Below are 26,494 nucleotides of genomic sequence, written 5' to 3'. Positions count from 1 at the left end.
GCCCCGGCTTCGGCGTTACTTCATTTTAAAACCCTTGCCAAGCAGGAAGTCTCGCATGTGGGGTCGCAGCTTGGAGGTGAACAGCGGCTTGAGCTGTTCCGACCAGTTGGTGTCCTTATTGCCCCCGGTGCGGACGTGGTAATAGGTGCGCATGGTGGCGTCGAATTCCGCCACCAGTTCGGGGTCGCGCTCATCCTGGTAATAGTCCTCCTTGAGGACTGACGCCAGCGGCAGGCGCGGCTTGACCTCCGGATTCTGGTCCGGATAGCCCAGGCACATGCCGAATACCGGGTAGACATGATCCGGCAGGCGCAGCAATTCGCTCACCTCGGCCGGATTGTTGCGGATGCCGCCGATGTAACACAGGCCCAGCCCCTCGGATTCCGCTGCTGTCGCGATGTTCTGGGCGACCAGTGCAGTATCGATACTTGCTACCAGCAGTTGCTCGGTCATACCGCGAACCACCTCGGCACCGGCACGTTCGGCGGCATCCGTGGCCCGTTTCATGTCCGCGCAGAACACCAGGAAATCGGAGCACTCTGCCACATAGCGCTGGCCACCACTCAACTCCGCCAGGGCCTCACGGTTCTCCGGTTTGACCACATGGATAATGGAGTAAGCCTGCACGTGGCTGGATGTGGCGGCACTCTGGCCGGCACGAATCAGCTCCTCGAACAGCTCGCGGGGAATCTTCCGATCCTGGAACTTACGGATCGAACGGTGTGACTTGAGAAGTTCAATGGTCGGATTCATGGCGCCCTCTAGCACAAAATCAGGAAGCGGTTATCCTGCCACCGTCACACCGGTTTGGCAAAAGGGGCCAGGTGTGTTCAGTGGAGCTTTACAATCACGCTCCCAATCTCCGCAATGGCCTTATTGCGTTCATCGAATGATGCTTCGGTCTCGGTGATATAGATGGCAAGTACCAGAGGCTGACGGTTGGGTGGCCAAAGCACGGCAGCAATGGAGCGTGAGCCGTAGCCTCCGGCGCCCGAACGATCTCCAATTTGCCAGTCCCGGGGGAGTGCAGACCGGAGTAAGTTGTCACTTACCCGGTTACCCTTGAGCCAGGTTATTAGCCTATCCCTGGAATCAGTAGCCAGGGCATTGCCCAGCACGAGTTTGCGGAGGTTGCCCACCATCGCATTGGGTGTTGTGGTATCTCGCGGATCACCCGGCGCGGCCTCGTTGAGGGTGGTTTCTGTTCGGTCCAGCCGCGTAATCTTATCCCCCAGATCGCGAACAAACCCGGTCACACTGCCGGGGCCGCCGATGGCATTCAGTACAAGATTGGCCGCCGTATTGTCACTGGTGGCCATAGTAGCCTCACATATCTCCCCCAGTGTCATGCCAGGCTCCCCAGTGCGTGTCTCGGTCACTGGGGAGTAGGTGACCAGATCGTCTTTGTCGAACGTGACTCGTCGATCGAGGTCCTCCGTCCCTCCATCCACCCGCGCCAGCAGCGCTGCGCAGGCCAGGGTTTTGAAGGTACTGGTCATGGGGAAACGAGCATCGCCCTGATAGTCCCAGGTTTCTCCGGTGGCAGAATCGTAGAGGGTGACACCTACGCGGGCGTCCAGGCGTTGTTCTACCGTTTTCACGACTTCAAGCAACGGACTCGCATGGGTGAGGGAAAAGGCGGAAGTCATCAAGAGCAGGGTAAGAGTACGCAAAGTGATCATTCAGCGGGGTCCTATCAGGTGCTACGTGGCGCAAACATAATAATCGCCATGCCCAGAATGGCCACCGATGAGCCCACGAAATCCCAGACCGTTGGCCGAATGCCGTCCACCGCCCATAACCACAGTATTGCGGTAAAAATATAGACGCCGCCGTAGGCCGCATACACCCTGCCAGCGGCAGTCGGGTGCAATGACAGCAGCCAGGCAAAGGCGGCGAGGCTCAAAGCCCCTGGCACCAGAAGCCAGATGGTCTTGCCTTCGCGCAGCCAGAGGTACGGCAGGTAACAGCCAACGATTTCAGCAATGGCCGTGATGAAAAACAGGCCGGCGGTCTTTAGCTCGGGCAAATCGGAGATCCCTGGTTATGTATCGTATTCGTCGTGCATACGCCACCACTCGAACGGCGGGGTCTGTGGCCAGCCCTCGGGTGAGTCTTCCCAGGTTTCCTGGCGGCCATAGGGTGTCAGGTCCAGCAACCGGAAATTGGTGTCGAACAGCTCGCCGCCGCGATCCGTGGTGAAGTAGGTGCGGTATACACGGTTGTCATCATCACGAATGAACACGTTCACCGCAAACCCTTTTCCCGCATCGAAAGCGTCGGCGAAGCGGCGGCCGTGATCCGTGTACCAGGGCGTGTCCCAGCCCATCCGCTTCTGCAGGGCGGTGATTTCGCTTTGCGGCGCCGGTGAGGTGAACACGAAGGTGGTGTCCCGGGCATTGACGTGTGAAATATTGTGGCCAATGTTGTCCATGACCATTGAACAGCCCTGGCAGGGCGCTGCGCCGGGCTCCAGCATGGCACAGTAAACGATCAGTTGCCGGCGGTCGTGGAACAGGTCAACCAGCGAAACCTCACCCTCCGGCCCGGTGAAGGTGAAGTGGTCTTCGACAGGGACCATCGGCAGCCGGCGGCGCTCGGCGGCCAGTGCGTCCTGGGCGCGGGTCAGTTCCTTTTCCTTGACGAGGAGCGCCTGGCGGGCCTTTTGCCAGTCTTCGAGCGTACCGATAGTTGGAAGTGCAGTCTTGTTAGCCGACATGATTTGAGCTCCTGTTGTTTGAGGTGCACTTCATAGTCGAACGGGATAGGGCTAATTCGACAGTTCCTCGTATTCCCTTTGATAGGTTTCGTAATCCTGGCCATAGGTATTCATGCTGGCCGCATCCTGGCAGTGGTTCAGGCCTCTGGTGCTAACAGAAGTATCTTGCTCACAACGATTTTCCACATATAACTGTCGGCCACTGGTCGTAAAGAGCGAACACCCGGATAAGAACATAAACAACGCTATCGAGAGTGACTTATCAAGTTTCATTTAAACCTTTCCCTGTATACATCTGTGCCTTGGAAACCAAGCGCGAAGCGTTCGGAAGCGGCGACCAGACTGTCCGGTGGAGGGCCGTCAGACCCGGAACGTAATGGAACTATTGGTTAGGAAGTCGTAGCGTTCCATTGCCAACCAAACAGACTTTACCCCTTATGGTCACGTTCAATTCAGAGCCTGCCTGAACAGTCGCATAAAGCTCGCTTGGCCTATGCAGAAATCGTCCCTGCGCCAAAACAAGGGTATCATTTACGGGTGCGCGCCCATGTGTAACCAAATACACCGCTGCCGGCCCTGCTGCACTGCCAGTGGCGATATCTTCGACACTACCATCATTTTCCCAGGTACGTCCTTCGAGTTCGTTTACTTCCAAGACGTAAACAAATTTGGCACCCACTGTCGCTAACAAATCCTCAAAGTCAGAAGCAACGATCCGGGCGCGTTCAAGGTTGGAAGTTATAGGCACGATTAGGTAAGGAAGTCCCGTTGAAACTACCTGTAACGGAAGCTTTGGAGCCAGATCAGTGATTGAAAGATTCAGCGCCTCTAAAAAGGCTTCATTTCTTTCCGCTGGAATCGGGGGATTAACGGTTGCAGTTCCTTGATCCATTTCTGCGACATAGGACTCACCTTGGCGACAGCTAGTCAAGTTGATGCTCCGGCCATGAATGACAAACTCAAGGCGAACCTCATCTTCCGTCAAGAAGAACTCAGAATGAAGCATCGCTGCCGCCCCGATGACTGGGTGTCCGGCGAAGGAAAGCTCCTCTTCCATTGTGAAAATCCGAGCATTGAATTTTGATGATTGATCGGTCCGCTGCAGGAAAATTGTTTCGAACTGGCGCATTTCCTGAGTAATGCTCTGCATGACATGTTTGGGCAAATCGTCATCAAGCAAGAACACACTCAGTCCATTGCCTGACAATGGCTGGTTAGCGAATACATCAACGAGCCAAAAGGGGAGAGTTCGTAGAGTCATTGTGGTTTCCTGACAGCAATTAGATAGAACGCTTCGATATCGCGAAAGCTGACCGCTTGATTATTACGACTTTTCGCTCACGAGCGTCATGCCCATAAACCAGGCAGAACAACAGCTTAGTTCATCTATCCTGTTACTGTCATGTAATCGCGTGACGTCCTCATTTTGTGCTTTCAATCATGCTGCACAGAACAGCCATCCAGCGGCCTTGGTGTCCTGGTCTGCTTCGCTGGAGCGTACAGGCTGGCCGTGTTAGCCACCATTCTCACCTTCAACAGGAAAAACTTCTGAAATTTTCTCTGTGAGCCCGTCGACAGCTCCATCAACAATAGGCGACATATATTCCGATGCGCTTTCCAGCAATGCCTCCCCGGTGTCTGATGCGACTTTACCAGCAACCTTTTTGAGGACTGCTTTCAGCACCCCTTTAAAGGACTTGTCTGGAGCTCCAGCCGCAATGAGCGCTTCCTTAACCGCCTGGCGTTCATGTTCAGGGATGTACAGCTCGATCAGTGCAACAACTGCGTCCAGGGGCAGTTTGACGATACTGGGAGAGAAGGAGCCGTCTGAAACGTGGCCGAGTAACTGGACTTTGGATCGTAAATGGTCAGATATCAGCGGGTTTTCAATTTCTAGAACGAATTGGTCGCCAGACTTCTGAATGATTGGGCGCTTGAGAAGATTCTTTACTCGCGAATCCAGTTCCGACACTGAAAGCCTTCTCAGCTCTCTCTCGTAGATTAATTTACGGGCTTTTGTTCTTGTAACACGGAGCTTTGATACGAGCTCATATACTCCGGGCTCAGATGAAATTGCCCCTACTTCTTCCAGAGCGTTCAATACGAGCAATTCAATCTCTGACTTTGGCAAGGCTCCAAAGGCCGGGTCTAAGAATCTTTGAAGCAACCCCTTCAGAGCGATTGCTGATCGCTCGTCGCCGGCTTGTCGAACTATTTCATCCAGATCCAAAAGTTTTCCCTTATATTGATCTATTACTCATCCGAAGGCCCGACCCAAAACAGCGGGTTATGTGCGATTTCCCAGAGATAACCATCGGGGTCAGAAAAATAACCGGCGTAGCCACCCCAATCCGTTTTTTGGGCAGGCTTGGTGACAACGGCACCCGCTGCGACCGCCTGAGCCATGACCTGGTCTACCTCGTGCTCAGAGCTCACATTGTGCGCCAGACTGAACCCCGCAAACCCTTCAGAAGGCCCCGACACCGACGCATCTTCCGCCAGGGCTTCACGCCCGTACAGGCCGAGCCAGGTACCGTTCAGGGTAAAAAATGCCACTTCAGGTGGCGAATCCATTCTAGGAAGGCCCAGGCCGTGCTCGTAGAACTTGATCGAACGCGGCAGATCATCCACACCCAGAGTGATCATACTGATCCGTGGTTTCATGGTTCCTCCCTGTATCCCCGGTGTTAATCAGCATCTTGCCAAAAAACGATAAAACAAGAGCTTAGCCCATCGCCCGGCCCGCTGCCATGCAATCGCGTGACGTCGTTTGCACACTTCAGGTGTTGTGCCGACCCCGGCTTACTCACTCATGATGGATTCCAGCAGGGTATCGAAGTCCATATCGATCTCGCCTTCCTCCGCACGTCTTGTCAGGGCGATCATCGACCCCTGAAGTTTTGGATCGTCATCCAGCATGAGCAGGTCGGGGTTGATGAGGGTACTAACGGTGTCCTGCACAACCCTGGGAGCCTTATTGAATTGGCGGCGAAGTAAGCGGGTGAGGACTGATCCGTTTTTTACACCATCGAGGGTTCGCAGAAGCGTGTATTCACGCTCGGTCACCAGGTAACGGCAGAGTTTCCTCATCACCGGGGTGTCCGCATTGTTGATGATCAGGGTGCCCCGGGAGACGAGCATCTTGTCGACGTAGTAAATGGCCACCAGCGCCTGATCGAATGGGCCCACTTCGTTAATGATAGCCAGATTGATGGCTCGGTTCTGGAAATAGAAATCCGGAAGCACTTCATCGGCGGGCGTTCGGTTCAGCTCGACCAGATCCATCACCGTTTCCACGTTCCGTTTCCGGGTCTCTTTCAGAAACTCGGAATGCTGAAGAAGGTTGGGTGTGAGCAGTGTCAGCGCTGAATTGTCCAGTGTGTTAAGCGCACGGCAGACCGACAACGTCAGGTCAAAATCACCCAGGCCGAGTTGCAGGACTTCCTGGGGCGCCTGGTCTTCAATAAGGGAGGTAACAAATGAGCTTCGTGGTTCTTCTGGAGTCATGGTTCTGTCTGATACAGCCTGTGTTCGTCGGAAACGGACGGTTGGGCTGAGCATGGTAGCGGTGTATCCAGGCCAATCCCTTGGCTTGGGGCCACACCATTCGCGGTCAGTCCCGCGAGTCGGGAAAGTAAGCCATTAGCCTCCCCAGATCCCCAACATGGCACCGGTGCCCAGTACCAGCGCGCCGCCCACTTCCTCGACGATCAGCGACACCATAAACGCGCCCGTCATCCAGGGCGGCAGACAGATTTGTTCAGCCAGGGGCATGGATTTGTTCCTTGGTTATGGCTGGAAGCCCGAAGTATACCCGGGGGGAGTGTTGAACGAACTGAAGCGGTTGGTTACTTGCAGCGCCCGCTTTCGCGTAAGGCCGCCGCGCTTTCTTCTAGCCTTTTCTGTTCACGGCCAAGCAGGGCGCTGACCTGTTTCAGCTCGCGAATCCTGTCTTCTACCGCCGCCTTTTTTTCTGCCATCAGCACCGCGCCCTGTTCACAATCAATGCTGTCACTGCGCAACGCATCCAGCACCTCTCGAATCTCACGCAGGGAAAAGCCCAACGCCTTGAGCTGACGGACCATGGCGACCCGCTCCACCGCCTTTTCCGGGTAGTTCCGGTAATTGTTGCCGCGCCGTTCCACTTCCTGCAGCAGGCCGGCCTTTTCGTAATAGCGCAGAGTGTGGCGGTTCACCCCAGTACGCTGCTCCAGTTCCGCAATCTGCATAATACTCCCTCAACCGGGTGTTGACCTTAGAGCATACTCTACCCTTTAACGTGGTGGCAGACCTTAACAAGGAGACCTGCCATGACCCTGCTCATCACCGGCGCCACAGGCTTTATCGGCCGCCATGTCTGTGCCCAGTTAACCCGTAGTCACGACCTGTGTGCCGTATTGCGCCAACCTGAGAGTCAGCTCCCGATCTTGCGCCGACAGGTGAATGCCCTGGGCGGGCAGGGTGACCGCCTACATGCAGTGCAGGGGGATCTGGATCTGCCCGGCCTGGGCCTGCCGGAGGACCTGCCCGCTTCCCGGGTCATCATTCATCTGGGGGCCCGCTTTGCCTGGCAGCTAGCCCCTGCCACGGCCCATCGCACCAATGTAGCCGGCAGCCTGGCGGTGGCCGAGCTGGCCAGGCGTCACCACAGCCGCCTGGTGTTTATCAGCGGCTTCATGCTGGAAAACCAAGATCACCTGCTGCGACTGGGAATCAACGACGATAATCCTGAACAAGTGAACTGGCGGCGGGTTTACCGTCGGGCCGGCGGTTATGAGGCCAGCAAACTGGAAGCGGCAATCCGGGTACGCGCGCTGGCGGCTGCAAGCGATCTGGACCTGGTGGAAGTACAACCCGCCACTGTCGCCGGCCACAGCCACACAGGCGCTCTGGATCCGAGCCAGCCACTGTTTGCCTTGCTCGACAACCTGGCCCGGGGGCGCATGGCGATGATCCCGGGCAGTCCCGACCACTGGCTGCCCCTGGTGGCTGTGGATCATCTGGCGTCACTGATTGCAGTTGCCGCCACCAGTGACAACGCCCCGAAACGGTTGTTGGCCCTGGACCCGACCACGCCTAATTTGCAGGGTATGCTCGCCATCGCAGCCGACTTCCTGGGCCGGCGGGCGCCCCAGCACCATCTGCCGATTCCGGTACTCGCCGCCCTGCTACACCTGCCCGGTCTGCCGCGGCTGATGAACACCTGGCCCGAGGCCCTGCACTTTATCCAACCCACCCGCTTTGACACCGCAAGCACCGATGCTTTCTTGCGGGAACAAGGGTTGGCGCGCCCTCCGATGGAGGCGGTTATTGCCGCCAGTGCCCGCTGGTACCAGCAATGCGGACGTAACTCACCGGCGCCAAAGCCTGCCTGATCCGGCAACAGCGGCTGGTTATAGATGAGTCTCCTCTGGAATTTGAGCTAACAGGTCAGTGACCCCAACATCTTCACCGGCCTGTAATAACAAGGTAGAAACCTGCCCTCGATGATGAGTTTGATGATTAAAAAAATGAAGAACCAGGCTCGAATACCGTTTTCTGGCAGGAATGCCTTTGATGTCGTGGTAGCTGAGAACGAAATCCAGATCGCCTTCGGATAGCTCGGCTATCCAGTTAATAATCTGGCGATCCAGCCAGATGCGCTGGTCAGATAAGCGACCAAGATCGTCAAAGAGTATTTGATCCAGGCTTGTCGGATTCTGGAGATCAGCGACCTCCCGCAACGAGTGCAGGCAGGACGGATGGGTAGCAAACCGTTTGAGCCAGAGGATGTCACCAACGAGGATGTGATTCAGGGTACCCAGGATGGAGCCAAAAAAGGCCCCACGGTCTTTGGCCAGATCGGTTGCAGAGAGCTGTCCCGCAGCCTCATAAACCTTCGAGTTCATCCACTGATTGTAGGCGGCTAGCAATTCAAAGTGATTTTTCAGGCTCATCAGAGTTCCTTCTCATGTATAACGCCCCAATAACCGGCGCGAGCTTGCGAGCGTCCGGCAGCCGGAGGCTACAGAGTGCTGAACTTGGCTATGTGTTGATGCTGCCGCCATTCTGGTTCGACAGGTTGAGCTGCCAGGACACCCCATACCTATCCTTCAACCACCCAAATTTTTGGCTAAAACCATAATTATCCAAAGGCATTAGCTCGGAGCCACCTTCAGCCAAGGCCCGAAATGCCGCCTCAATTTCGCTCGTCGATTCACACTCAACATACAGTGACATGGAGGGTGTAAAATTGAACCGGTGGTCAAGGTGGCTATCCAGCGCCATAAACTCGGTACCGCTTATCGTAAACCGAGCCATCTTGGCAGAACCTTCTGGTTCGAGCTCACCAGCTTCGTAGCGCTGAATATCGGTGATCTCTGAACCTGGAAATAAAGAGGTATAGAACTTGATTGCCTCCTCGGCTTTCCCGGCCTGCTCCCCGACAAACATGAGCGAGGTCGTAATGGACTTCATCTGTTCCTCCGTTCTGGTCGGTAGACATAGCGCCATCAGGAACCATCTGGCTCGACTAGCCGCACCGCGACATTGGCATGGCGCGACCCGGCTTCACTCTCGTGAAGCGAGCCAAACAGGTTTACCCATTGACCCTTCTCCAGCAAGAGCTGCCCTTGGCCCGAACTATCCCCGCTACGTGTGGTATATGTGCCAGCATAGTTGAACTTGAGTTTACCGGATGAGTTTTTGATTCGACTGAACTCAAAACCGATTGAAACTTCATGGGACGAAGCAAAGCCCTTATCTTCGGCGGCCGCAGCTACCCTCAAAATACTCGACTCTTCCAGAAAACCCGGTAATAAATCGGATGGACGACTATCGGGTTTGGTGGCCTCGCATTCACAGTATCGGACTTCCAAGACCAACTGTTTACTGCCGATGTAGTCGTCAGGGTTAGCTTGTCCAGCAAGTGCAAGTCCTGGGAATACGAACGAAGCGGACAGAATCAGCTGGAAAATTGGGTGTGGTGTCATCCTTGGCATACGACGTCCTGCTTTCTGGTTTTAACGCTGCCAACACCGACCGAGCGTAGCGAGGTCCAGCGCACGAAGTGCGCGATGGTGCTTGACCTTGCTAAGAGGCATTGGCACGTTCCGCTTCTTCCAGTTTCTTTAATGCGAACTCACCCCTCTCAGATACAGGGTGAGATTTGTCTAACGCAAATCGCTCAGCAAAAGCCCTAGTTACAGAACCTAGACTGTCTAGCTCTCGTATCAGAATCTCTGCTGAAACTCGTCTAACGATAGATGAAGGATCTTCAGATGATCTTTTTAGCAATTCGATTAGTGGGGTTTTAATATTCAACTTTCGTTCAGCAACGATAGGCTTCAGCCGGCCTTCACAATATCGTATATCGGTCCACTCCCATTTCCGGCCTTCCATCCATACAACTCGCCCTTCAAATAAGCTACGGTATGCTTTAGCTCGAACGCAAGGCTGAATAGCTGAACCAGCTATTCCTTCAATTTTTCCATCAAGTATCGGGGTGCGACCAAGCTGAGAAAAGAGCGAAGGCATAGGCCCAGAAGCTGATAAAACCAACTTAGACCTAAGCGACTTTGCTATTTCCTCTTCACAAATGATTTGAAGAAGCACCTCTTTATCCGCTTCTTCGATCCTGCCCCAGGAGTTCCAATTGGAAAGTGCAACACACAGCGCTTCAACAACATATTTAGGATCAGTCGATCTTGCTATCTCAGGAAGCTTGTCCCTTGCGGCCTTACGAACTTGAGGCACCCAATCATTAAGCCTGCGGACAGCAAGAGAGAAAAAGAATGTATTGGGTGCCTCCCCCGACAGGGCTCGTAGAGCTTTTTCTCGCCTGTAACCATCCCAGCTAATTAGATCAATCCAAGTTATCAATGCTTTAGTCTTTGACCATGCCTTCCACTTCGGAGCGTTTGATTCTCTTAGTGCTGAAGAAAACTCGGAACGAATCAATCGCTCCCAGTAGTCAAAACTCGAAAGAGGCAGCTTATCCGTCACATCTATTAGTGAAGACATGTCAGCAACGACCTTGCTCCCCGAGTTTATCGAGTCAGCAAAGTCTTTTACTGCTGAAATAATCTTATCTTCCATAATCTGCGATTGTTGCATCTACTACCCGCCTCTTAATGAATGATATGGACTCCCCCTGCTCCCACGGCATCCATGTGCCGCATTGAAGGTGTTCGACATCTTGAATCAAAAGCAGGAGGAGTCATCATGTATGTTCTAACCATTGGCATCGATCTGGCGAAAACTGTGTTCAGTATTCATGGCACCGACCAACACAACAAGGTCGTGGTTCGCAAACGGGTGAATCGACTCAAGCTGTTGCCGTTCTTCGCACAATTACCTTCGTGCCTGATCGGCATGGAAGCCTGCTCGGGCGCCCACTACTGGGCGCGGGAAATGACCAGGCTCGGCCATGACGTTCGAATTATTGCACCGCGAATCGTGGCACCCTATCGCAAGAGCAGCAAGAACGACGACAACGATGCCGAGGCCATCTGCGAAGCGGTCGGCTGACCCAATAGGCGCTTCGTTCCTATCTGAAGAGATCCTCGCCTTTAACCGCGGGATCGTAGCTCTGAAAATCGGCCATGTTAAAAACTAAAACTCGCAGTGCGCGTAAATTTTTTCAATATTATCAATGTAGTGAACGTCATTTTTATGAGCACTTTTATGAGCTTCAATGTAATCTGTGGTATCAAACAAATATACTTTTTTATACGATCCATATGCCATTCATAAAGATCTTTGGTGCTTGAATTAAGTAGGCTATACTAAATTTAAATATCGGGGTTAGGCCTGCAAGACTTTGCATAATCTAGCAATTTAACCATTGTTCTTCTCAATGGGTTGTAAAGTAGTCATGTGTCATCTTCTACAATATTTTCCTCATAATTATACTGCTGAAGAAAAAATGCAGAAATAAATCCTAAAGAGAAAAAATCGAAATAATTGCGAAGCTTTTGATGCTTGATTCCTCTAGGTCGAAAAAAACTAATAACTCTAGGATTAATTTAACGCCAGTGGTAAAAGGCGCCAACGGAGCGCAGCGTAGTTGGCGTCCCATTAACCACCTTCGACAACAGCCGCTTGTTATGGGGCTACCAGTGCCTCCTAGCGCTGAAAGTAGTCACTTACACAGCCGGCTTGAAATGCCCAACTATTATCTGTATATACTCCACATATAAAACCGGTCAATTTATAAGGCTCCTCATAGTTCCTAAAAACCGGATCTTTATTTTTATAGTATATTGCTTCACATTGATAATCTTCCTCATGATAGAATAAAGGAATCGTTACCCCGGCACTAATCGCTAACATATTAGTATATTTTATTTTATTAAATCTGTAGACAGTCTTTGATTTATAACTTTCGACTTCTACGTCTCTGAAGTGAGAGCGCAACCTTTCAGGCTTTAATTGGCTTTCACGCTCTATCTCTAAATGGCAAAGGCGCGCGCCTCGCAACAAATCCTCAGCACTTAATTCCGGCCCCTCTTCCAATCCAAATCCTGCATGAATCCCGACACACCCTGACAACAGGAAACTTACAGACAAAATAACCAGAGCAGTCTTGGTTGGCAACATTTTGAACCCATAACGCCGCCAGCACGCGCGGCTTTGTAGTGGAGGCGAAGCCGCAACGGAAAAGCCGTCGCTGTGGCTGGCCTTGTTATATTTATGGCCTACTAAGAGCGTCATTAACAATGTCTAGCACACCGTCTAAAGGCATTACGAAGCCTTGTTCCGTGGGAATATTAATACTCACGTTTTCTCCCTTGGCGGAGTTATCGATGCGTGTCTACTGAAGTGGGGGAAGTGCAGCGTCCCGTTGACCACTTGGTTAAATTTCCTTGAGCACCAATTCTGAGAAATGTAGAAAATCCGTATTCTCCATCTGGGCAGAACATGATGGCTTGTAAGCTCCGTTTTCGTAGTCTTTTGCTGTCGAATCCAGGTGCTGAAGATACTTGTTCTCGATCTCTTCCAATGCTCTTTTAGGTAGTTTTTCCTCGAGTTCTGAATTCACCCGAATGAAAAGGTCTTGCCACTTCTCTGCTGCTTTCGGCTTTCCGCAGATTTCCTCAGTTACTGTCATTACAGCCATTTGAACAGAGAAGGCTTCGAATGCTTTGGCCAGTGGCGGCCTCATCTCACTAGCGATTTTCGCCACTTCCGTAGGAGCCGCTTTTTCTTCTTCTGAGAGACTATCAACATATTCTTTCAGCTTCGAGCGGCCGGCCGGATCTTGTAAGAGTATATCCATTTCACGATTTACTCTTGAGGCAATGGCTGCATGACGAATCAGCTCATCTCTTTGGCTCTCAACTGTTTCCATCAGCGCAGCGTAATCAAAACCAAGTTGGGCGTCGATGTAGCTCTGAATGTACTCAACACCACTTTGCTCACTTTCTGAAGATGAGCAGCCAGTTAGTAACAGCACCAAGAGGGCTTGAAAAAACGTCCGTGTATATCGATTCACTCGTTACTCCGATCAGAAATTTAACGCTTTTGTTTAGCGGCGCCCCGACAGGGGCGTCCGGTGGAAGGCCGGAGGCCTGGAACGTACTACAACTACTGGTTAAATGCGCCTTGCAATGAACTTAACTACCAGGCCACCCAATACACTCGGCACGAAAAACATCGATATCACGACGAATAAAATGCCTTCAAGGCCTTGCTCTGCACCTGGTTTGGATAAAAGTGACATTCCAATCGTAACTAAAAAGGGCATGGCAACGGCTAACATGAGAGCCATTGCCAAAGACAAAAAGAATGTCAGCACAAAACCAACGGTGCACAGGAAACCTATCAGCAACCAAGGATTCAAGCTTTGATGAGGAAGCAGGCGGTCCATGAGCCCCAGAATCAATACCAACGCGACCGGGGAACCTACCACGAATAAGATCTGCTTTTTTATGGGCATGCGATTTGCCATTTAACATTTGTATATGAGTCTGAATGATCACTTTTCCACTGACTCATATCTCAATTCAATAATCCTCCAAAACTAGGCAGAAAACCCCATCAGGTCAATGAGTTCCGAGTAATTTCCTGATCACCATCCCAAACAAAAATGATCACAACGACTGTTTTTCCAGCTTCCGGGGCTGTGGGAGTTCTGAAAGGCACAAAAAAAGCGCCGTGCTCAAGGAGCAGGGCGCTTTTTCAGTAAAGGCGGGCTTATGCTTTGGGCCCGGCCTCTACGATGGCGTCAGAGACGTCGAACTTCTTGAAGTTCTCGACGAACTGGCCGATCAGTTCGGCGGCCTTGGCGTCGTAGTCTGCTTCGCTGGCCCAGGTGTTGCGCGGGTTTAGCAGGTTGCTGTCTACGCCGGGCACGCTGACCGGAACGCTCAGGTTCAGGGTGGGCAGGTGCTCGGTTTCGGCATCGTCCAGGTCGCCGTTCTGGATGGCGCTGATGATGGCGCGGGTAGTCGGGATGCTGAAGCGCTCGCCGACACCGTAGGAGCCGCCGGTCCAGCCGGTGTTAACCAGGAAGACCTTGCTGCCGAATTCGTCCATGCGCTTCATCAGCAGTTCGGCGTAAACGCCGGCCGGGCGCGGGAAGAACGGTGCGCCGAAGCAGGTGGAGAAGGTGGACTTCAGTTTGGAGGAGGAGCCCATTTCAGTGGATCCCACCAGCGCGGTGTAGCCACTCAGGAAGTGATAGGCCGCGGCTTCCTTGCTGAGGACGGACACGGGCGGCAGTACGCCGGTCATGTCGCAGGTCAGGAAGACGATGTGAGACGGCTCGCCGGCGCGGTTCTCTATTACGCGCTTCTCAACGTGCTCCAGCGGGTAGGCGCAGCGTGAGTTTTCGGTGAGGGAGACGTCGGTGTAGTCCGGCTCGCGGGTTTCCGGGTCGATCACTACGTTTTCGACGATGGCGCCGAAGCGGATGGCGTCCCAGATGATCGGCTCGTTCTTCTTGCTCAGGTCGATGCACTTGGCGTAGCAGCCGCCTTCGATGTTGAAGACAGTGCCCGGGCCCCAGCCGTGCTCATCGTCACCGATCAGGAAACGATCGGGATCGGCGGACAGGGTGGTCTTGCCGGTGCCGGACAGGCCAAAGAACAGGCAGGTCTCGCCGTCTTCGCCGACGTTGGCGGAGCAGTGCATCGGCAGTACGTCTTTCTCTGGGAGCAGGAAGTTCTGTACCGAGAACATCGCCTTTTTCATCTCACCGGCGTAGTGCATGCCGGCCAGCAGCACCTTGCGCTTGGCGAAGTTGATGATCACGCAGCCATCGCTGTTGGTGCCGTCACGCTCGGGCACGCACTGGAAGTTGGCGGCGTTGAGGATCTGCCATTCCTGCTTGTCGGCCTGGTTGTAGCTGTCCGGGCGGATGAACAGGTTGCGACCGAACAGGTTCTGCCAGGCGGTTTCGGTGGTCATTTTCACCGGCAGGTAGTGTTCGGGGTCGGAGCCGACGTGGACGTTGGAGACAAAGCGGTCTTTTTCCGCGATGTAGGCTTCAACGCGATCCCAGAGGGCATCGAACTTGTCAGCGTCGAATGGACGGTTGATCGGACCCCACTGGATATCGTCAACCGTGCTGGGCTCTTCGACGATAAAGCGGTCCATCGGGGAACGACCGGTGCGTTCGCCGGTGCGGACGACCAGTGAACCGTTGGATGCCAGTTGGCCTTCGCGTCTTTCCAGTGCCAGCTCGACCAGTCGTGCTGAACTCAGATCATTATAAGTGTTGCTCACTTCGACCTCGCCCTTGGGGTGTCTTCATGATTGCCCAGACCGCACGGTGAGAATTGGCGGAAATCTGAGCAATCGGGTCAATTCAGGCGCGCTATTATGCCAGAGACGCCGGTAAAAAACGACTGCCCCGAAAGCCGCGCCAATACTGGCATTGGGGCTAATTCATCAAGGCCTCAGTGTAACGTATGGCCGGTGAAAAGATGATCAATATCATTTCTATCGAATCGATAGTGAGCATGACAGAACTGGCAATCCATTTCGATGCTGCCCTGTTCTTCGAGGATGCTGTAACACTCTTCCTGACCAATACCTTCCAATGCGCCCAGGGTGCGTTCCCGTGAACAGCTGCAGTGGAAGGTGACCGGTTCGGCGTCGAACACGCGCACGGTTTCTTCGTGGAACAGGCGGTGCAGCAGGGTTTCGCTGTCCAGTTCCAGCAGTTCTTCCGCTTCCACAGTGCGGGCCAGGTGGTTGATGCGGTCCCACAGATCGTCATCGTGATCGCTGGCGCCTGGCAGGCGCTGCAGCAGCAGGCCGGCACAGCGCTGCTCGTCGGCAAAGATGAACAGGCTGGTGGCCAGCTGTTCCGAGCGTTGGAAATAGTCTTCCAGGCAGCCCGCCAGGGTATCCGCTTCCCGGGGTACCACGCCCTGGTAACGCTGGCCCTGGTCCGGGGTGATGGTAATGGCCATGCGCCCCTGGCCCAGCAGGTTGTGGAAGTTGTCTTCCATCACCGCGTGTTCGTCAAAGCGCGCCAGCCCGCGGATCTTTCGGTCGTGGCTGCACTCGGCCATCAGGGTGCGCAGCGGGCCTTCGCCCTGGGCCTGCAGCGACAGCGTGCCTTCAAATTTCAGGGTGCTGCTCATCAGTACGCTGGCCACCAGGGATTCTCCCAGCAGCTGGCGCACGGTGTCGGGGTAGGGGGCCTGGCTGACGATTTCCCGGTAGCTGTCACCGAGTTGCACCCAGGCACCACGAACCTGGCTGTGCTCGAAAATAAATCGCTGGAACTGGTCCCGGGATGCCATGGTGATGTCTCCTGAAATAAATAGTGTAATAAGCGGGCAGTGGATAACAGGGTTGTGGTGTTTCTGGCTGGAACGGCGGTTCAGATGCCGTTCTGTTCCCGGAAACGCTGGATATCACGGCGATCTTTCTTGGAGGGTCGCCGCGCCGGGGGAAGTTGGGCTGCCTGCATGGTCTTGCGTTGCCAGGCCAGTTCCTCACGACGTTTCACGCTGTCATCGGTTTCGTGGTATAGCTTCTGGGCTTCGGGCGCACCCCGGCGGCGGTCGCTGATGTCATCAATGATGACGATGCGTTCCTGCCAGCCCAGCCTCACGGTCAGCTTGGCGCCGGTTTCCACGAGTTTTCCGGGTTTGCAGCGCTGGCTGTTGTAGTGGACTTTGCCACCCTCGATTGCTTCCTTGGCCAGCGAGCGGGTTTTGTAGAAGCGTGCGGCCCATAACCACTTGTCGAGCCGGACACGGTGATCGTCGGTGTTTGTCGCCGTCATGTCTCCTCACCTGATGAGCGTATGGTCATATTATAACCGGCTCATTCGCCCGATGGCAGGGGCTGTCGTTCACGCAGCGCAGGCAGCACTTCGCTGAAGTGATGAATAGAGGGTATTTCCGGGTGCTTTTCCCGGGCCTGCTGGCGGCTGTCGGGGGCCAATATGGCCAGGCACTGGCCGATGCCGGCGGCACGGGCACTTTCCAGTACGGGGAAGCTGTCATCCACCATCAGGGTGCTCTCGGGCTGGTAGGGCTCCCGTTGGGCGAGATCGCGCCAGAACTCGGGGTCTTCCTTGGGTTTGCCCAACTCATGGCTGGAGATGATGCCATCCACCCGTTGCTCCAGCTGGGTGTGGCGCAGTTTCAGCGCCAGCGGATCGGGGTGGCAATTGGTGACGATCACCGAGCGCAGCCCCGCCTGGCGAATGGCGTCGAGAAAGTCGGTCACGAAGGGACGGTAGCCAATGCGATCGCCCACCTCGGCCTTGAGGCCGGTAATGTCGAGCTTCAGGCGGTCGCTCCAGTAATCGGTGCAGTACCACTGCAGTGAGCCACGCTCGGCCATGATCATCGGAACCACAGTGTCGCGGGCTTCTTCCGGGCTGAGGTCGTAGTGCTCTGCGTAGCGCGCGGGCAGGTGTTCCAGCCAGAAGTGGTTGTCGAAATGCAGGTCCAGCAGTGTTCCATCCATATCCAGGAACACAGTGTTGAGGGAAGACCAGTTCACCATAAACGAAAACAGCCTGAAGTGAGTGTCACTTCAGGCTGCCGAATCCGCCGGGTTTTGGCAAGCCGGGATACTACGGATCAGTTGTCTTCCTGTTCGACCGTTTCAGCCTTGCGGCCGGTGCGGCTGCAGCCGAGGCAGCGAACGAAGGTGGCCTTGGCGGGGCCAACCACCAGGACTTCGCCCGCTTCGCCGGCGTTCCCGCCCAGTGCCGAGAACGGCAGGGACACCAGATAAACCGCGCTGCCAATAATGGTGGTGGCCAGCAGGGCCGGGCGAACGAAGATCGCGTCACCGGTCATGGCGAGGGCGGAGGGCTTTTCATCAACAGCCCGGGCGTGGCCAAGGGAAGAGAACGTCAGCAGGCAAACTGCCAGGGTTGTCATCGCTATGCGGGAAATTGTACCGGTCATTTCTTGTGTCTCCTGAAATCTTGCCTGTCTTTCCAGTTGGTGTCGGCCAGTCCGTATTGGCTTTTTGTTGGTCGCCGGGCCGCAGGCTGTGAACGCATGAATAACAATTGTAGCCTACAAATGTGGATACTCTGTTAACTATGAATCATATTTGCGCATTTTCAAACGATTTTTCTGTTTCAGAGTGCATCAGCGCTGGCAGCGGCCACAGTACACCGTGGAGCGCTGGTTCATGCGGATTTCCTTCAGCGGCGTACCGCATTCCTCACACGGCAGGGCCGCACGGCCGTACACCAGCAGCGATTGTGCGAAGTATCCGGGCTTGCCTTCGCTGTTGACGAAGTCCCGCAGGGTGGTGCCACCCATCAGGATGGCGGCGCTGAGGGTTTCGCGGATGGCGTCCACCAGGCGGTTATAGCGGTCCAGGCTGATGCGCCCGGCCTTGCGTTTGGGGTGTATTCCGGCCTTGAACAGGGCTTCGTTGGCGTAGATGTTGCCCACGCCCACCACCACGTGATTGTCCATGATGAAAGACTTCACCGGTGTCTGTTTGCCCCGGGACAGGCGGAACAGCATCGCTCCGGTGAATTCCGGCGCCAGCGGTTCTGGGCCCAGGTTGGCGAGCAGTGGGTGTTGCTCCGGGGTGTCCGACCACAGCCAACAGCCGAATCGCCGGGGATCGTTGAATCGCAGGCGGACGCCGCTGTCCAGCTCCAGCTCGACATGATCATGGGGCAGTAATGGGGCATCGTCGGTGATTACCCGCAGACTGCCGGACATGCCCAGGTGTACAATGGCGCTGCCCTTATCCACCTTTAATAGCAGATACTTGGCGCGACGTTCCACGCTGCGGATGGTGGCGCCGGTCAACTGCTCGTCCAGCTCCCGGGGAATCGGCCAGCGCAGGCTGCGGTTGCGGATGGTGACCCGTTGTATGGTGCGTCCTTCACAGTGGGGCGCAATACCACGGCGTGTGGTTTCGACTTCCGGTAATTCTGGCAAGCGGGGTTCTCCGGTAGCAGGGGGATGCACGAACGGTTTGAAACCCGTTAAGTGTAATCAGTAACAAATTTTCGTCCAAATGCAGTTGTTGGAGCTTACAACTGTACGCTAAAGTGCCCAATACGGTTCTCCGGTTTTCGTGCCGGTGGAACCACGATTATGATTGAGGATTGAATATGTGGTTTAACGGTCTCCTTGACCTTTCGGTGATGCAACTGGTCCTGGTTGCATTGGGCATGACCCACGTCACCATCGTAAGTGTAACGCTCTACCTGCATCGCCATTCGGCTCACAATTCGCTGGATCTGCATCCGGTATTGAAGCATTTCTTCCGTTTCTGGCTGTGGCTGAGCACGGGTCAGAACACCAAGGAATGGACCGCCATCCATCGTAAGCACCACGCCAAGTGCGAAACCGAGGAAGACCCCCACAGCCCGGTTGTTCTGGGTATCCGCAAGGTTCTGTTCGAGGGCGCTGAGCTCTATGCTGAATCCGCCACGCCGGAAACCCTGGAGCGTTATGGTCAGCGCACCCCGGAAGACTGGGTTGAGCGCAACGTCTACAGCCGCTACAAGATGCTGGGTGTCGCTCTGATGGCGGTGATCGACCTGATGCTGTTCGGTGTTCACGGTATCTGGATCTGGGCGGTTCAGATGATGTGGATTCCGGTCTGGGCGGCGGGCGTTGTCAACGGCATCGGTCACTGGTTCGGGTACCGCAATTTTGAGTGTGCGGACAATGCCCGCAACATTTCACCGCTGGGTATCCTGATCGGTGGTGAAGAGCTGCACAACAATCACCACACCTATCCGAATTCTTCCAAGCTGTCCCGCCGCTGGTTCGAAGTGGATATTGGCTGGGGTTACATTCGCCTGTTCCAGCTGTTTGGTCTGGCCAAGCCGAAGGGCTTTAAGCCGATTGCCCATTATGTGCCGGGCAAGCAGGAAGTGGACGTAGAAACCGTTCAGGCCATTGCCAACAACCGCTTTGATATCATGCGCCAGTACCGCAAGCGCGTTATGGAGCCGGTGCTGCGTCAGCAGAAGGCGCTGATGGATGATGAGATTCGTCCCCGTTACCGCAAGCTGAAGCAGTTGCTGTCCCGCGAGGTGTCGCTGATCAAGCCGAAGGAGCAGGAGCACCTGGAGACGGTGCTGGAGCGTAATGCGGCGTTGCGGAAGATTTATGAGATGAGTCATGAGCTGCAGGCGCTGTGGCGCAAGCGTGGGGTAAAGCCCCAGGAGAAGATGCAGGCGCTGGCGGACTGGTGCAAGGAGGCGGAGGCCAGTGGCATTCGCTATCTGGAAGAGTTTGCGGCGCACCTTCGGGCTTATTCTCTGCGGCCTTCAGCTTAATTTCTTTCTGCCCTTTTGCAGGCTGACCATTGTAGCCTAAAAAGGGGTGGGGTGGTCCCGGGGTGGGGTGCCTTTTCTTACGGGAAAAGAACTCGCTGCGCTCAGACACCTTTAGTCCCGTCAGAAAAAGCACCCCACCCCGAGACCTGTCTGACTTTTGTGAGATATCTCTGTTTCCCTTCAAGTACCTTCTGATTCTTCTGTTTTGAATAAGCAATAAGTGACCTGGCCGGCGGACTTTTGTCTGTGCAGGGTCCAGTTCTCGGGTGTTTCCGGGGTTGTCCGTTCGCTTTCATGTTCCACGTAGATCCAGCCGCCGGGTCTGACCCAACCATAACCAGCGATCAGCGGGAACAGGTTTTCCAGCCAGCCCTGGCGGAAGGGTGGGTCCATGAAGAGGATGTCGAAAGGCTCGGCCGGAGGTTGGGCCAGGTAGGTGTCCACGCTCTGGCAGACCACGTCTCCCTTTTCTGATTTTAATAGCCGCAGGTTACCGCGCAGGGCCTGGGCCAGTGCTGGTGTGTGGTCGACGAATACGGTTGTACCGGCACCCCGGGACAGGGCTTCCAGGCCGAGGGCGCCGGAGCCGGCGAAGAGGTCGAGGCAGCGGCTGCCGGCCAGTTGGTAGTTCAGCCAGTTGAACAGGGTTTCCCGGGTGCGGGCGGGGGTGGGGCGTACGCCGCCGGTTTCCGGAAAGCGCAGTTTGCGGCTGCGCCAGTCGCCGCCGATGATTCGCAATTCACCGCCGCTAGCGGCTTTCGCCGGTCCGCTGTGACCAGTCCGTGCGCTTTTCTGTTGTCTTGGTTTCCGCCCCATGGTTCCTGCTGTCCGCCGCTGTTTCTGGAATGGCGACATGGTAACGGAAAATCGTTCTGTCGCCATCCGGGTTGCCGTTGGCATGGGCCCCAATTACCTCCGACAGTCTGCTAGAATGTCGGCTTTCTTTTGTCCCGCCAATTTTAACCGATGGAATGAGTATGACCGCAGAGTGGATTTCAATTGGCCTGTTGGCCCTTCTTGTCCTCGTTTTTGCTCTGGACCTGGCCGGCAACCGGAAGCGTATTCCCCGGCCCAAACCGGTACCCCAGAAAAAACCTGAGCCACAGCCGGGCGCCGAACCCGCACGTGAACAGGCGGAAGCATCCGCGCCTGAGGCGCCGTCCGCAGAGGCGCCTGTTGCGGAAGTGGAGCCAGCCCCTGCACCTGCCGCGGAACCGGAGCCGGCTCCGGAAGAGCCGCAGGTCAGTGTTTTAGAGCGTATCCGCCAGGGCCTGGGTAAAACCCGCGCGACATTGTCCACCGGGTTATCCGATCTGTTCGCCGTCGGCAAGAAGATCGACGAGGATCTGCTGGAGGAGATTGAAACCACGCTGTTGATGGCGGATGTCGGTGTCACCGCCACGTCGGAAATCATTGAATCCCTTACTGACAAGCTGGAGCGTAATCAGCTCAAGGACGGCGCGGCCCTGCGTAAGGCCCTGCGCGATGAGCTTCACGGCCTGCTGAAGGATGTCACCAAGCCGCTGGAGCTGGATTCGACCAAACAGCCCTATGTGATCCTGATGGTGGGTGTGAATGGTGTTGGCAAGACCACCACGATCGGCAAACTCACCAGGAAGTTCCAGGATGAGGGCAAGTCGGTGATGCTGGCAGCGGGGGATACCTTCCGTGCCGCTGCGGTGGAGCAGCTGCAGGTCTGGGGTGAGCGCAATAACGTGCCGGTGGTGGCCCAGCATACCGGTGCCGACAGCGCTTCGGTGATCTTCGATGCCATTCAGTCTGCCCAGTCCCGCGAGGTGGATGTGGTGATTGCCGATACTGCCGGCCGACTGCAGAACAAAGAGAATTTGATGAACGAGCTGGAAAAGGTCGTTCGGGTGATGAAGAAGTTGGATGACACCGCTCCCCATGAGGTGATGTTGGTGCTCGATGCCGGTACCGGCCAGAACGCCCTGAGCCAGGCCCAGGTGTTTCAGCAGGCGGTGGGTGTCAGCGGTATTACGCTGACCAAGCTGGACGGCACCGCCAAGGGTGGTATTGTGTTCGCTATCGCGCGTCAGCTGCAGCTGCCCATCCGCTTTATCGGCGTGGGTGAGCAGGTGGCGGATCTGCGCAGTTTCGATGCGGAAACCTTTGTGGATGCCCTGTTTGACGACCAGTGATGCAGTAACGGCTAATGATTGAATTCCGTCAGGTCACCAAGCGCTACGACAGCGACCATACCGCCCTGCGGCAGGTAAACTTCAGCCTGGACCGGGGCGAGCTGGCGTTCCTGACCGGCCATTCCGGCGCTGGCAAGAGTACCCTGCTCAAGCTGGTCATGGTGATGGAGCGCCCCAGTGCCGGCGAGGTGATCGTCGGCGGGCAGATGCTGAACAAGCTCCCCAAGCGCCAGATTCCCTATATTCGTCGTCACATTGGCGTGGTATTCCAGAATCACCAGCTGTTGTTCGATCGCACGGTGTTCGACAACGTCGCCATGCCCCTGGAAGTGATGGGGGTACCGGCGCGGGACATTGGCCGCCGGGTGCGGGCCGCCCTCGACAAGGTCGGACTGCTGACCAAGGAAAAGATGAACCCCCTGCAGCTGTCCGGCGGTGAGCAGCAGCGCGTCGGCATCGCCCGCGCGGTGGTGAACAAGCCACCGGTGCTGCTGGCGGATGAGCCCACCGGTAACCTGGACCCGGAGTTGTCGGCGGACATCATGCGCCTGTTCACCCAGTTCAGTCAGGTGGGCGTGACGGTGCTGATTGCCAGTCACGATATTGCCCTGATCAATGATATGCAGCGCCGGACCCTGACCCTGGATCACGGCCGTTTAATTGCGGGAGGTGGCCATGGCGCCTGACCCCCGTAAACGCAAAGGCGCAAGGCAGGGCCCGTCGCCCTGGCAGGAGCTGGCGGAGAGTTACCTGGTGCATCACCGCAAGGTGGCCCGGGACAGTGCCGAGCGGCTCTGGCGTACCCCGGTCGCCAGTTCCATGACCTGGATGGTGATGGGGGTGGCGTTGGCGCTGCCGGTGGCGCTGTTGTTACTGTTGACCAGTTTGCAGGGCGTCAGTGCCGGCTGGGAGAGCAGTGCCCGCATTACCGCCTATATGGGTGAGAATGTCTCGCTGGAGCGCGCACGCGAACTGCGGGCCGAGGTGCTGGATGACAGCCGTATCCTGGAGGTGGAGCTGATCGACAAGGAGCAGGCGCTGTCGGAGTTCCGGGTCTCCTCCGGTCTTGATGATGCGCTGGATTATCTGGAAGGCAATCCGTTGCCCCATACCCTGCTGGTGACGCCGGATGAAGCCTCTCGCAGTACTGGCGGTGTGGAGACGCTGGTCACCCGCCTGCAGGGCCTGGATGGCGTTGAGCGCGTGCAGGTGGATCTGGGCTGGCTGCAGCGCCTGAACGCCATGACAGACCTGCTGGCCCGTGCGGTCTGGGCCCTGGCCCTGTTGCTGGCGGCGGCGGTAGTGTTGGTGATTGGCAATACCGTACGGCTGGCAATCGAAAACCGCCGTGATGAGATCCTGGTGGCGAAAATGGTGGGCGGCACCGATGCCTTTGTGCGTCGCCCGTTCCTGTATACCGGGGCCTGGTTTGGTCTTGGTGGCGGTGTGGTGGCCTGGATTCTGCTGCAATTGTCGTTGTGGTGGCTCAGCGGCCCGGTTGAGCGGCTGGCGGGGTTATACCGCAGCGACTTTTCCCTCAATGGTCTGACTTTCGATGGTGCGCTTGCGTTGCTTATTGTGGCCATGCTGTTAGGCTGGTTGGGGGCCTGGGTAGCGGTCAAGCGCCATTTGGACGATATTGAGCCCGGAGAGGTCGCTGGAGGTTAATTCGGGATTGCGGGAAAACCGTATTGTAGAATTTGCGGCAAAGGGCGTAGTGTCTCTATTTAAGATACAAAGCGGAAATTTCCAGTCAGTTGTTTTTAAAGGTGTTACTGGGAAATTCCAAGAACTTTTTAAGGTCTTGGCGATCAAAAAATCACTTGGTATATTTAACGGTCGTCAGGTTCGGAGGTTAAAAGCATGGGTACGAGTTTACAGCTGATTGACAGACTGGTTCCGGGTGCCAATCTCGAGTCTTACATCCAGGCTGCGAGCAGGATTCCGGTATTGTCTGTTGAAGAAGAGCGTGAGCTTGCTGAGCGTCTCCACTATGAGGGTGACGTGGACGCAGCTCGTCAGCTGGTGCTCTCTCATTTGCGGTTTGTGATCCACATTGCCCGGAGCTATTCCGGTTATGGCCTGGCCCAGGCCGACCTGATCCAGGAAGGCAACGTGGGGCTGATGAAGGCCGTCAAGCGCTTCAACCCGGAGTACGGTGTACGTCTGGTGTCCTTCGCGGTGCACTGGATCAAGGCAGAGATCCACGAGTTTATCCTGCGCAACTGGCGCATTGTGAAAGTGGCCACCACCAAGGCCCAGCGCAAGCTGTTCTTTAACCTGCGCAGCCAGAAGAAGCGCCTGGCGTGGCTCAGTCACGATGAGCTGCATGCCGTGGCGGAAGATCTCGGCGTGGAACCGAAAGTTGTGCGTGAGATGGAGGGCCGGCTGGCTTCCCAGGATACCGCCTTTGATGGTCCGCAGGACGATGACGACGACAATGCCTACCAGGCGCCGGCTTATTACCTGCAGGATCAGCGCGGCGATCCGGCGGTGCAGCTGGAAAACGCCGACTGGTCAGAGGACTCCAACGGTCGTCTGATGCACGCGTTGGGAACTCTGGATGAGCGCAGTCAGGATATCCTGCGGGAGCGCTGGCTGTCCGAGAGCAAGTCCACGCTGCACGAGCTGGCTGACAAGTACGGTGTTTCTGCCGAGCGAATCCGGCAGCTTGAGAAGAACGCCATGAAGAAGATCCGGACGAGTATGGTGGAAGCCGTACCGGCCTGATTCTGAGGCGCCCGGATATTCCAGAACGCCACCATCCTGATTCAGGTTGGTGGCGTTTTTGTTTGTATAATCGGTTGAAGCAAACCTTGGGGGCGGAAGCGAGTGGATAGGCGTTTCCAAAACACGCTGTGAATACGTCCCTGTACGCTCCGCTCCGCCATCCATGGCTCCGCAGGGTTTTGGAAACGACTATCCACTCGCTTCTCCAACTTCAGAGCAAGAGTTCAAAAATTATGAGCGCGAATCGTTTTCATATTGCCTTTTTGGGCATCGGTTTGATGGGGGCGCCCATGACCCGGAATCTCCTGGATGCCGGCTTTCCCATGACCCTTTGGAACCGCACGGCCAGTAAGTGCGACCCGTTCAAGGGGGAGGCTGCCATTGCGGATTCACCAGAACAGGCCGTCCGGGATGCGGATGTCGTCATTACCATGCTGGAAAACAGTGATGTGGTGGAGCGGGTGCTGGTAGAGCAGGGGGCAATCGCGGCATTGAAGCCCGGCGCACTGGTGATCGATATGAGTTCTGTTCAGCCGTCTGTAGCACGCCGTCACGCCGAGCTTGCGGCGGAAAAGGGAGCGGGCTATGTGGATGCACCGGTGTCGGGTGGAACGGTGGGGGCGACCGAGGCCCGTCTGAGCATCATGGCCGGTGGTTCGGAGCAGGATGTGGACCGTGCCCGCCCGGTTTTCGAGGTGCTCGGCAAGTGCACCAGGATCGGTCCTGTTGGCTCAGGCCAGTTGGCCAAGCTGGCTAATCAGGCGATTGTGGGCATCACTATTGGGGCGGTGTCGGAAGCGCTGTTGCTGGCGGCGAAAGGCGGTGCCGATCCGGCGGCGGTGCGGGAGGCGTTGATGGGCGGTTTCGCCGGCAGTCGTATTCTGGAGCTGCATGGTCAGCGCATGATTGACCGTGATTTCTCCCCTGGCGCGCCGGCCCGTATTCAGCTCAAGGACATGCGGATGATTCTGGATGAGGCCCGGGCGGAGAACCTGACCCTGCCGCTGGCGCAGCAGGTGCACAATGAATACCAGTCACTGGTGGCCAATGGTCATAGCGATGTCGACCACAGCGGCCTGTTGCTGGATCTGGAGCACCTGAATGGCGCTCTGATGGGCACCCTCGGAAAACCGGAAAAATAATCAGGCTGAGCGTTACTGC

Annotated in this window: 31 protein-coding genes and 1 pseudogene; 8 read left to right on the top strand and 24 right to left on the bottom strand. The window is 55.8% G+C overall.

Features of this window, described 5'->3' with window-relative positions:
• Nucleotides 1-15: 15 nt before the first annotated feature.
• The 10 genes from nfsA to ACQUWM_RS09605 all read right to left on the bottom strand — a co-directional run bounded on the left by nfsA (nucleotide 16) and on the right by ACQUWM_RS09605 (nucleotide 6,948).
• Entirely contained in the window at nucleotides 16-753 is a 738-nt protein-coding gene (nfsA, locus tag ACQUWM_RS09650; protein WP_428921984.1) for an oxygen-insensitive NADPH nitroreductase, read from the bottom strand.
• Nucleotides 754-830: 77 nt separating this feature from the next.
• Nucleotides 831-1,682, bottom strand: a complete 852-nt coding sequence (gene bla / locus ACQUWM_RS09645; RefSeq protein WP_428921983.1) for a class A beta-lactamase — start codon at nucleotides 1,680-1,682, stop codon at nucleotides 831-833.
• A gap of 14 nt (nucleotides 1,683-1,696) precedes the next feature.
• Nucleotides 1,697-2,029 carry a YnfA family protein gene (locus ACQUWM_RS09640; protein WP_406989484.1) on the bottom strand — a complete coding sequence of 111 codons (333 nt, stop codon included), beginning with the start codon at nucleotides 2,027-2,029 and terminating at the stop codon, nucleotides 1,697-1,699.
• A gap of 15 nt (nucleotides 2,030-2,044) precedes the next feature.
• Entirely contained in the window at nucleotides 2,045-2,719 is a 675-nt protein-coding gene (locus ACQUWM_RS09635; RefSeq protein WP_428921982.1) for a DUF899 domain-containing protein, read from the bottom strand.
• Nucleotides 2,720-3,101: 382 nt separating this feature from the next.
• A complete protein-coding gene (locus ACQUWM_RS09630; RefSeq protein ID WP_428921981.1) occupies nucleotides 3,102-3,980 on the bottom strand; it encodes a PhzF family phenazine biosynthesis protein in 879 nt (292 codons plus the stop codon).
• Between the two features lie 252 nt (nucleotides 3,981-4,232).
• On the bottom strand, nucleotides 4,233-4,949 hold the full coding sequence (locus ACQUWM_RS09625) for a hypothetical protein (protein ID WP_406998838.1): 717 nt from the start codon (nucleotides 4,947-4,949) through the stop codon (nucleotides 4,233-4,235).
• A gap of 23 nt (nucleotides 4,950-4,972) precedes the next feature.
• A complete protein-coding gene (locus ACQUWM_RS09620) occupies nucleotides 4,973-5,383 on the bottom strand; it encodes a VOC family protein (RefSeq protein ID WP_428921980.1) in 411 nt (136 codons plus the stop codon).
• A gap of 138 nt (nucleotides 5,384-5,521) precedes the next feature.
• Nucleotides 5,522-6,226, bottom strand: a complete 705-nt coding sequence (locus ACQUWM_RS09615; RefSeq protein ID WP_428921979.1) for a hypothetical protein — start codon at nucleotides 6,224-6,226, stop codon at nucleotides 5,522-5,524.
• A gap of 135 nt (nucleotides 6,227-6,361) precedes the next feature.
• Complete coding sequence (locus ACQUWM_RS09610; RefSeq protein ID WP_428921978.1) at nucleotides 6,362-6,493, bottom strand: hypothetical protein; 132 nt, start codon at nucleotides 6,491-6,493, stop codon at nucleotides 6,362-6,364.
• Nucleotides 6,494-6,567: 74 nt separating this feature from the next.
• Nucleotides 6,568-6,948, bottom strand: a complete 381-nt coding sequence (locus tag ACQUWM_RS09605) for a MerR family transcriptional regulator (RefSeq protein ID WP_428921977.1) — start codon at nucleotides 6,946-6,948, stop codon at nucleotides 6,568-6,570.
• An 81-nt stretch (nucleotides 6,949-7,029) separates the two neighbouring features.
• Between ACQUWM_RS09605 and ACQUWM_RS09600 the strand changes: the two genes are divergently transcribed.
• A complete protein-coding gene (locus ACQUWM_RS09600; protein ID WP_428921976.1) occupies nucleotides 7,030-8,094 on the top strand; it encodes an SDR family oxidoreductase in 1,065 nt (354 codons plus the stop codon).
• A gap of 18 nt (nucleotides 8,095-8,112) precedes the next feature.
• Here ACQUWM_RS09600 and ACQUWM_RS09595 read toward each other — a convergent pair whose 3' ends face one another.
• The 4 genes from ACQUWM_RS09595 to ACQUWM_RS09580 all read right to left on the bottom strand — a co-directional run bounded on the left by ACQUWM_RS09595 (nucleotide 8,113) and on the right by ACQUWM_RS09580 (nucleotide 10,813).
• Nucleotides 8,113-8,655: a DinB family protein gene (locus ACQUWM_RS09595; RefSeq protein WP_428921975.1), complete on the bottom strand. Its 543-nt coding sequence runs from the start codon at nucleotides 8,653-8,655 to the stop codon at nucleotides 8,113-8,115.
• An 88-nt stretch (nucleotides 8,656-8,743) separates the two neighbouring features.
• Nucleotides 8,744-9,175: a VOC family protein gene (locus tag ACQUWM_RS09590; RefSeq protein ID WP_406998852.1), complete on the bottom strand. Its 432-nt coding sequence runs from the start codon at nucleotides 9,173-9,175 to the stop codon at nucleotides 8,744-8,746.
• A gap of 35 nt (nucleotides 9,176-9,210) precedes the next feature.
• Nucleotides 9,211-9,699, bottom strand: a complete 489-nt coding sequence (locus tag ACQUWM_RS09585) for a hypothetical protein (protein WP_428921974.1) — start codon at nucleotides 9,697-9,699, stop codon at nucleotides 9,211-9,213.
• A gap of 91 nt (nucleotides 9,700-9,790) precedes the next feature.
• Nucleotides 9,791-10,813 carry a hypothetical protein gene (locus tag ACQUWM_RS09580; RefSeq protein WP_428921973.1) on the bottom strand — a complete coding sequence of 341 codons (1,023 nt, stop codon included), beginning with the start codon at nucleotides 10,811-10,813 and terminating at the stop codon, nucleotides 9,791-9,793.
• A 108-nt stretch (nucleotides 10,814-10,921) separates the two neighbouring features.
• Here ACQUWM_RS09580 and ACQUWM_RS09575 point away from each other — a divergent pair.
• A pseudogene (locus ACQUWM_RS09575) lies at nucleotides 10,922-11,221 on the top strand (IS110 family transposase); the annotation flags it as partial.
• Nucleotides 11,222-11,824: 603 nt separating this feature from the next.
• On the opposite strand, the gene ACQUWM_RS09570 reads toward ACQUWM_RS09575, so the two are convergent.
• From ACQUWM_RS09570 to mutM, 9 genes are all read right to left on the bottom strand, one after another.
• On the bottom strand, nucleotides 11,825-12,412 hold the full coding sequence (locus tag ACQUWM_RS09570) for a hypothetical protein (protein ID WP_428921972.1): 588 nt from the start codon (nucleotides 12,410-12,412) through the stop codon (nucleotides 11,825-11,827).
• A gap of 142 nt (nucleotides 12,413-12,554) precedes the next feature.
• Complete coding sequence (locus ACQUWM_RS09565; RefSeq protein WP_428921971.1) at nucleotides 12,555-13,193, bottom strand: hypothetical protein; 639 nt, start codon at nucleotides 13,191-13,193, stop codon at nucleotides 12,555-12,557.
• A gap of 99 nt (nucleotides 13,194-13,292) precedes the next feature.
• Entirely contained in the window at nucleotides 13,293-13,637 is a 345-nt protein-coding gene (locus ACQUWM_RS09560) for a hypothetical protein (RefSeq protein WP_428921970.1), read from the bottom strand.
• Between the two features lie 257 nt (nucleotides 13,638-13,894).
• Nucleotides 13,895-15,427, bottom strand: coding sequence for a phosphoenolpyruvate carboxykinase (locus tag ACQUWM_RS09555; protein WP_406999787.1), 1,533 nt, complete (start codon nucleotides 15,425-15,427; stop codon nucleotides 13,895-13,897).
• 173 nt (nucleotides 15,428-15,600) lie between these two features.
• Nucleotides 15,601-16,455 (bottom strand): Hsp33 family molecular chaperone HslO, encoded by an 855-nt coding sequence (hslO, locus tag ACQUWM_RS09550; RefSeq protein ID WP_406999785.1) that lies wholly within the window; start codon nucleotides 16,453-16,455, stop codon nucleotides 15,601-15,603.
• Nucleotides 16,456-16,535: 80 nt separating this feature from the next.
• On the bottom strand, nucleotides 16,536-16,943 hold the full coding sequence (gene hslR, locus ACQUWM_RS09545) for a ribosome-associated heat shock protein Hsp15 (RefSeq protein ID WP_406989468.1): 408 nt from the start codon (nucleotides 16,941-16,943) through the stop codon (nucleotides 16,536-16,538).
• 41 nt (nucleotides 16,944-16,984) lie between these two features.
• The gene (gene yrfG / locus ACQUWM_RS09540) at nucleotides 16,985-17,674 is read right to left on the bottom strand and encodes a GMP/IMP nucleotidase (RefSeq protein WP_428921969.1); all 690 of its coding nucleotides are present in this window, start codon (nucleotides 17,672-17,674) and stop codon (nucleotides 16,985-16,987) included.
• A 77-nt stretch (nucleotides 17,675-17,751) separates the two neighbouring features.
• On the bottom strand, nucleotides 17,752-18,084 hold the full coding sequence (locus ACQUWM_RS09535) for a hypothetical protein (protein WP_406989466.1): 333 nt from the start codon (nucleotides 18,082-18,084) through the stop codon (nucleotides 17,752-17,754).
• A 189-nt stretch (nucleotides 18,085-18,273) separates the two neighbouring features.
• Nucleotides 18,274-19,086: a bifunctional DNA-formamidopyrimidine glycosylase/DNA-(apurinic or apyrimidinic site) lyase gene (mutM, locus tag ACQUWM_RS09530; protein ID WP_428921968.1), complete on the bottom strand. Its 813-nt coding sequence runs from the start codon at nucleotides 19,084-19,086 to the stop codon at nucleotides 18,274-18,276.
• Between the two features lie 176 nt (nucleotides 19,087-19,262).
• On the opposite strand from mutM, the gene ACQUWM_RS09525 reads away from it, so the two are divergent.
• Nucleotides 19,263-20,441, top strand: a complete 1,179-nt coding sequence (locus ACQUWM_RS09525) for a DesA family fatty acid desaturase (protein ID WP_406999779.1) — start codon at nucleotides 19,263-19,265, stop codon at nucleotides 20,439-20,441.
• 180 nt (nucleotides 20,442-20,621) lie between these two features.
• Here ACQUWM_RS09525 and rsmD read toward each other — a convergent pair whose 3' ends face one another.
• Nucleotides 20,622-21,257: a 16S rRNA (guanine(966)-N(2))-methyltransferase RsmD gene (gene rsmD, locus ACQUWM_RS09520; protein ID WP_428922107.1), complete on the bottom strand. Its 636-nt coding sequence runs from the start codon at nucleotides 21,255-21,257 to the stop codon at nucleotides 20,622-20,624.
• Between the two features lie 161 nt (nucleotides 21,258-21,418).
• On the opposite strand from rsmD, the gene ftsY reads away from it, so the two are divergent.
• From ftsY to ACQUWM_RS09495, 5 genes are all read left to right on the top strand, one after another.
• Nucleotides 21,419-22,603 (top strand): signal recognition particle-docking protein FtsY, encoded by a 1,185-nt coding sequence (gene ftsY / locus ACQUWM_RS09515; RefSeq protein WP_428921967.1) that lies wholly within the window; start codon nucleotides 21,419-21,421, stop codon nucleotides 22,601-22,603.
• 14 nt (nucleotides 22,604-22,617) lie between these two features.
• Nucleotides 22,618-23,289: a cell division ATP-binding protein FtsE gene (gene ftsE, locus ACQUWM_RS09510; protein WP_406999775.1), complete on the top strand. Its 672-nt coding sequence runs from the start codon at nucleotides 22,618-22,620 to the stop codon at nucleotides 23,287-23,289.
• The gene (gene ftsX / locus ACQUWM_RS09505; protein WP_406989460.1) at nucleotides 23,279-24,271 is read left to right on the top strand and encodes a permease-like cell division protein FtsX; all 993 of its coding nucleotides are present in this window, start codon (nucleotides 23,279-23,281) and stop codon (nucleotides 24,269-24,271) included. The genes ftsE and ftsX overlap by 11 nt, the downstream gene beginning before the upstream one ends.
• Before the next feature lie 195 nt (nucleotides 24,272-24,466).
• Nucleotides 24,467-25,333 carry an RNA polymerase sigma factor RpoH gene (gene rpoH, locus ACQUWM_RS09500; RefSeq protein ID WP_406989459.1) on the top strand — a complete coding sequence of 289 codons (867 nt, stop codon included), beginning with the start codon at nucleotides 24,467-24,469 and terminating at the stop codon, nucleotides 25,331-25,333.
• 233 nt (nucleotides 25,334-25,566) lie between these two features.
• Nucleotides 25,567-26,475, top strand: coding sequence for an NAD(P)-dependent oxidoreductase (locus ACQUWM_RS09495; RefSeq protein ID WP_428921966.1), 909 nt, complete (start codon nucleotides 25,567-25,569; stop codon nucleotides 26,473-26,475).
• The last annotated feature ends 19 nt before the right edge of the window (nucleotides 26,476-26,494 follow it).

This window comes from Marinobacter sp. DUT-3 (assembly GCF_050379435.1).
Classification (GTDB): Bacteria; Pseudomonadota; Gammaproteobacteria; order Pseudomonadales; family Oleiphilaceae; genus Marinobacter.
Note: the sequence above shows the minus strand (reverse complement) of the source record. Positions and strands in the feature narration are given on the sequence as shown.

Coding starts and splice junctions, on each gene's coding strand:
- ftsX (WP_406989460.1), top strand. CDS start 23,279: ATGGCGCCTGACCCCCGTAAACGCAAAGGCGCAAGGCAGGGCCCGTCG.
- ftsY (WP_428921967.1), top strand. CDS start 21,419: ATGACCGCAGAGTGGATTTCAATTGGCCTGTTGGCCCTTCTTGTCCTC.
- ACQUWM_RS09630 (WP_428921981.1), bottom strand. CDS start 3,980: ATGACTCTACGAACTCTCCCCTTTTGGCTCGTTGATGTATTCGCTAAC.
- hslO (WP_406999785.1), bottom strand. CDS start 16,455: ATGGCATCCCGGGACCAGTTCCAGCGATTTATTTTCGAGCACAGCCAG.
- ACQUWM_RS09585 (WP_428921974.1), bottom strand. CDS start 9,699: ATGCCAAGGATGACACCACACCCAATTTTCCAGCTGATTCTGTCCGCT.
- ACQUWM_RS09635 (WP_428921982.1), bottom strand. CDS start 2,719: ATGTCGGCTAACAAGACTGCACTTCCAACTATCGGTACGCTCGAAGAC.
- ACQUWM_RS09570 (WP_428921972.1), bottom strand. CDS start 12,412: ATGACGCTCTTAGTAGGCCATAAATATAACAAGGCCAGCCACAGCGAC.
- rpoH (WP_406989459.1), top strand. CDS start 24,467: ATGGGTACGAGTTTACAGCTGATTGACAGACTGGTTCCGGGTGCCAAT.
- ACQUWM_RS09580 (WP_428921973.1), bottom strand. CDS start 10,813: ATGCAACAATCGCAGATTATGGAAGATAAGATTATTTCAGCAGTAAAA.
- ACQUWM_RS09590 (WP_406998852.1), bottom strand. CDS start 9,175: ATGAAGTCCATTACGACCTCGCTCATGTTTGTCGGGGAGCAGGCCGGG.
- nfsA (WP_428921984.1), bottom strand. CDS start 753: ATGAATCCGACCATTGAACTTCTCAAGTCACACCGTTCGATCCGTAAG.
- hslR (WP_406989468.1), bottom strand. CDS start 16,943: ATGACGGCGACAAACACCGACGATCACCGTGTCCGGCTCGACAAGTGG.
- rsmD (WP_428922107.1), bottom strand. CDS start 21,257: ATGGGGCGGAAACCAAGACAACAGAAAAGCGCACGGACTGGTCACAGC.
- ACQUWM_RS09495 (WP_428921966.1), top strand. CDS start 25,567: ATGAGCGCGAATCGTTTTCATATTGCCTTTTTGGGCATCGGTTTGATG.
- yrfG (WP_428921969.1), bottom strand. CDS start 17,674: ATGGTGAACTGGTCTTCCCTCAACACTGTGTTCCTGGATATGGATGGA.
- ACQUWM_RS09535 (WP_406989466.1), bottom strand. CDS start 18,084: ATGACCGGTACAATTTCCCGCATAGCGATGACAACCCTGGCAGTTTGC.
- ACQUWM_RS09600 (WP_428921976.1), top strand. CDS start 7,030: ATGACCCTGCTCATCACCGGCGCCACAGGCTTTATCGGCCGCCATGTC.
- ACQUWM_RS09595 (WP_428921975.1), bottom strand. CDS start 8,655: ATGAGCCTGAAAAATCACTTTGAATTGCTAGCCGCCTACAATCAGTGG.
- ACQUWM_RS09560 (WP_428921970.1), bottom strand. CDS start 13,637: ATGCCCATAAAAAAGCAGATCTTATTCGTGGTAGGTTCCCCGGTCGCG.
- ACQUWM_RS09605 (WP_428921977.1), bottom strand. CDS start 6,948: ATGCAGATTGCGGAACTGGAGCAGCGTACTGGGGTGAACCGCCACACT.
- ACQUWM_RS09610 (WP_428921978.1), bottom strand. CDS start 6,493: ATGCCCCTGGCTGAACAAATCTGTCTGCCGCCCTGGATGACGGGCGCG.
- bla (WP_428921983.1), bottom strand. CDS start 1,682: ATGATCACTTTGCGTACTCTTACCCTGCTCTTGATGACTTCCGCCTTT.
- ACQUWM_RS09620 (WP_428921980.1), bottom strand. CDS start 5,383: ATGAAACCACGGATCAGTATGATCACTCTGGGTGTGGATGATCTGCCG.
- ACQUWM_RS09615 (WP_428921979.1), bottom strand. CDS start 6,226: ATGACTCCAGAAGAACCACGAAGCTCATTTGTTACCTCCCTTATTGAA.
- ftsE (WP_406999775.1), top strand. CDS start 22,618: ATGATTGAATTCCGTCAGGTCACCAAGCGCTACGACAGCGACCATACC.
- ACQUWM_RS09525 (WP_406999779.1), top strand. CDS start 19,263: ATGTGGTTTAACGGTCTCCTTGACCTTTCGGTGATGCAACTGGTCCTG.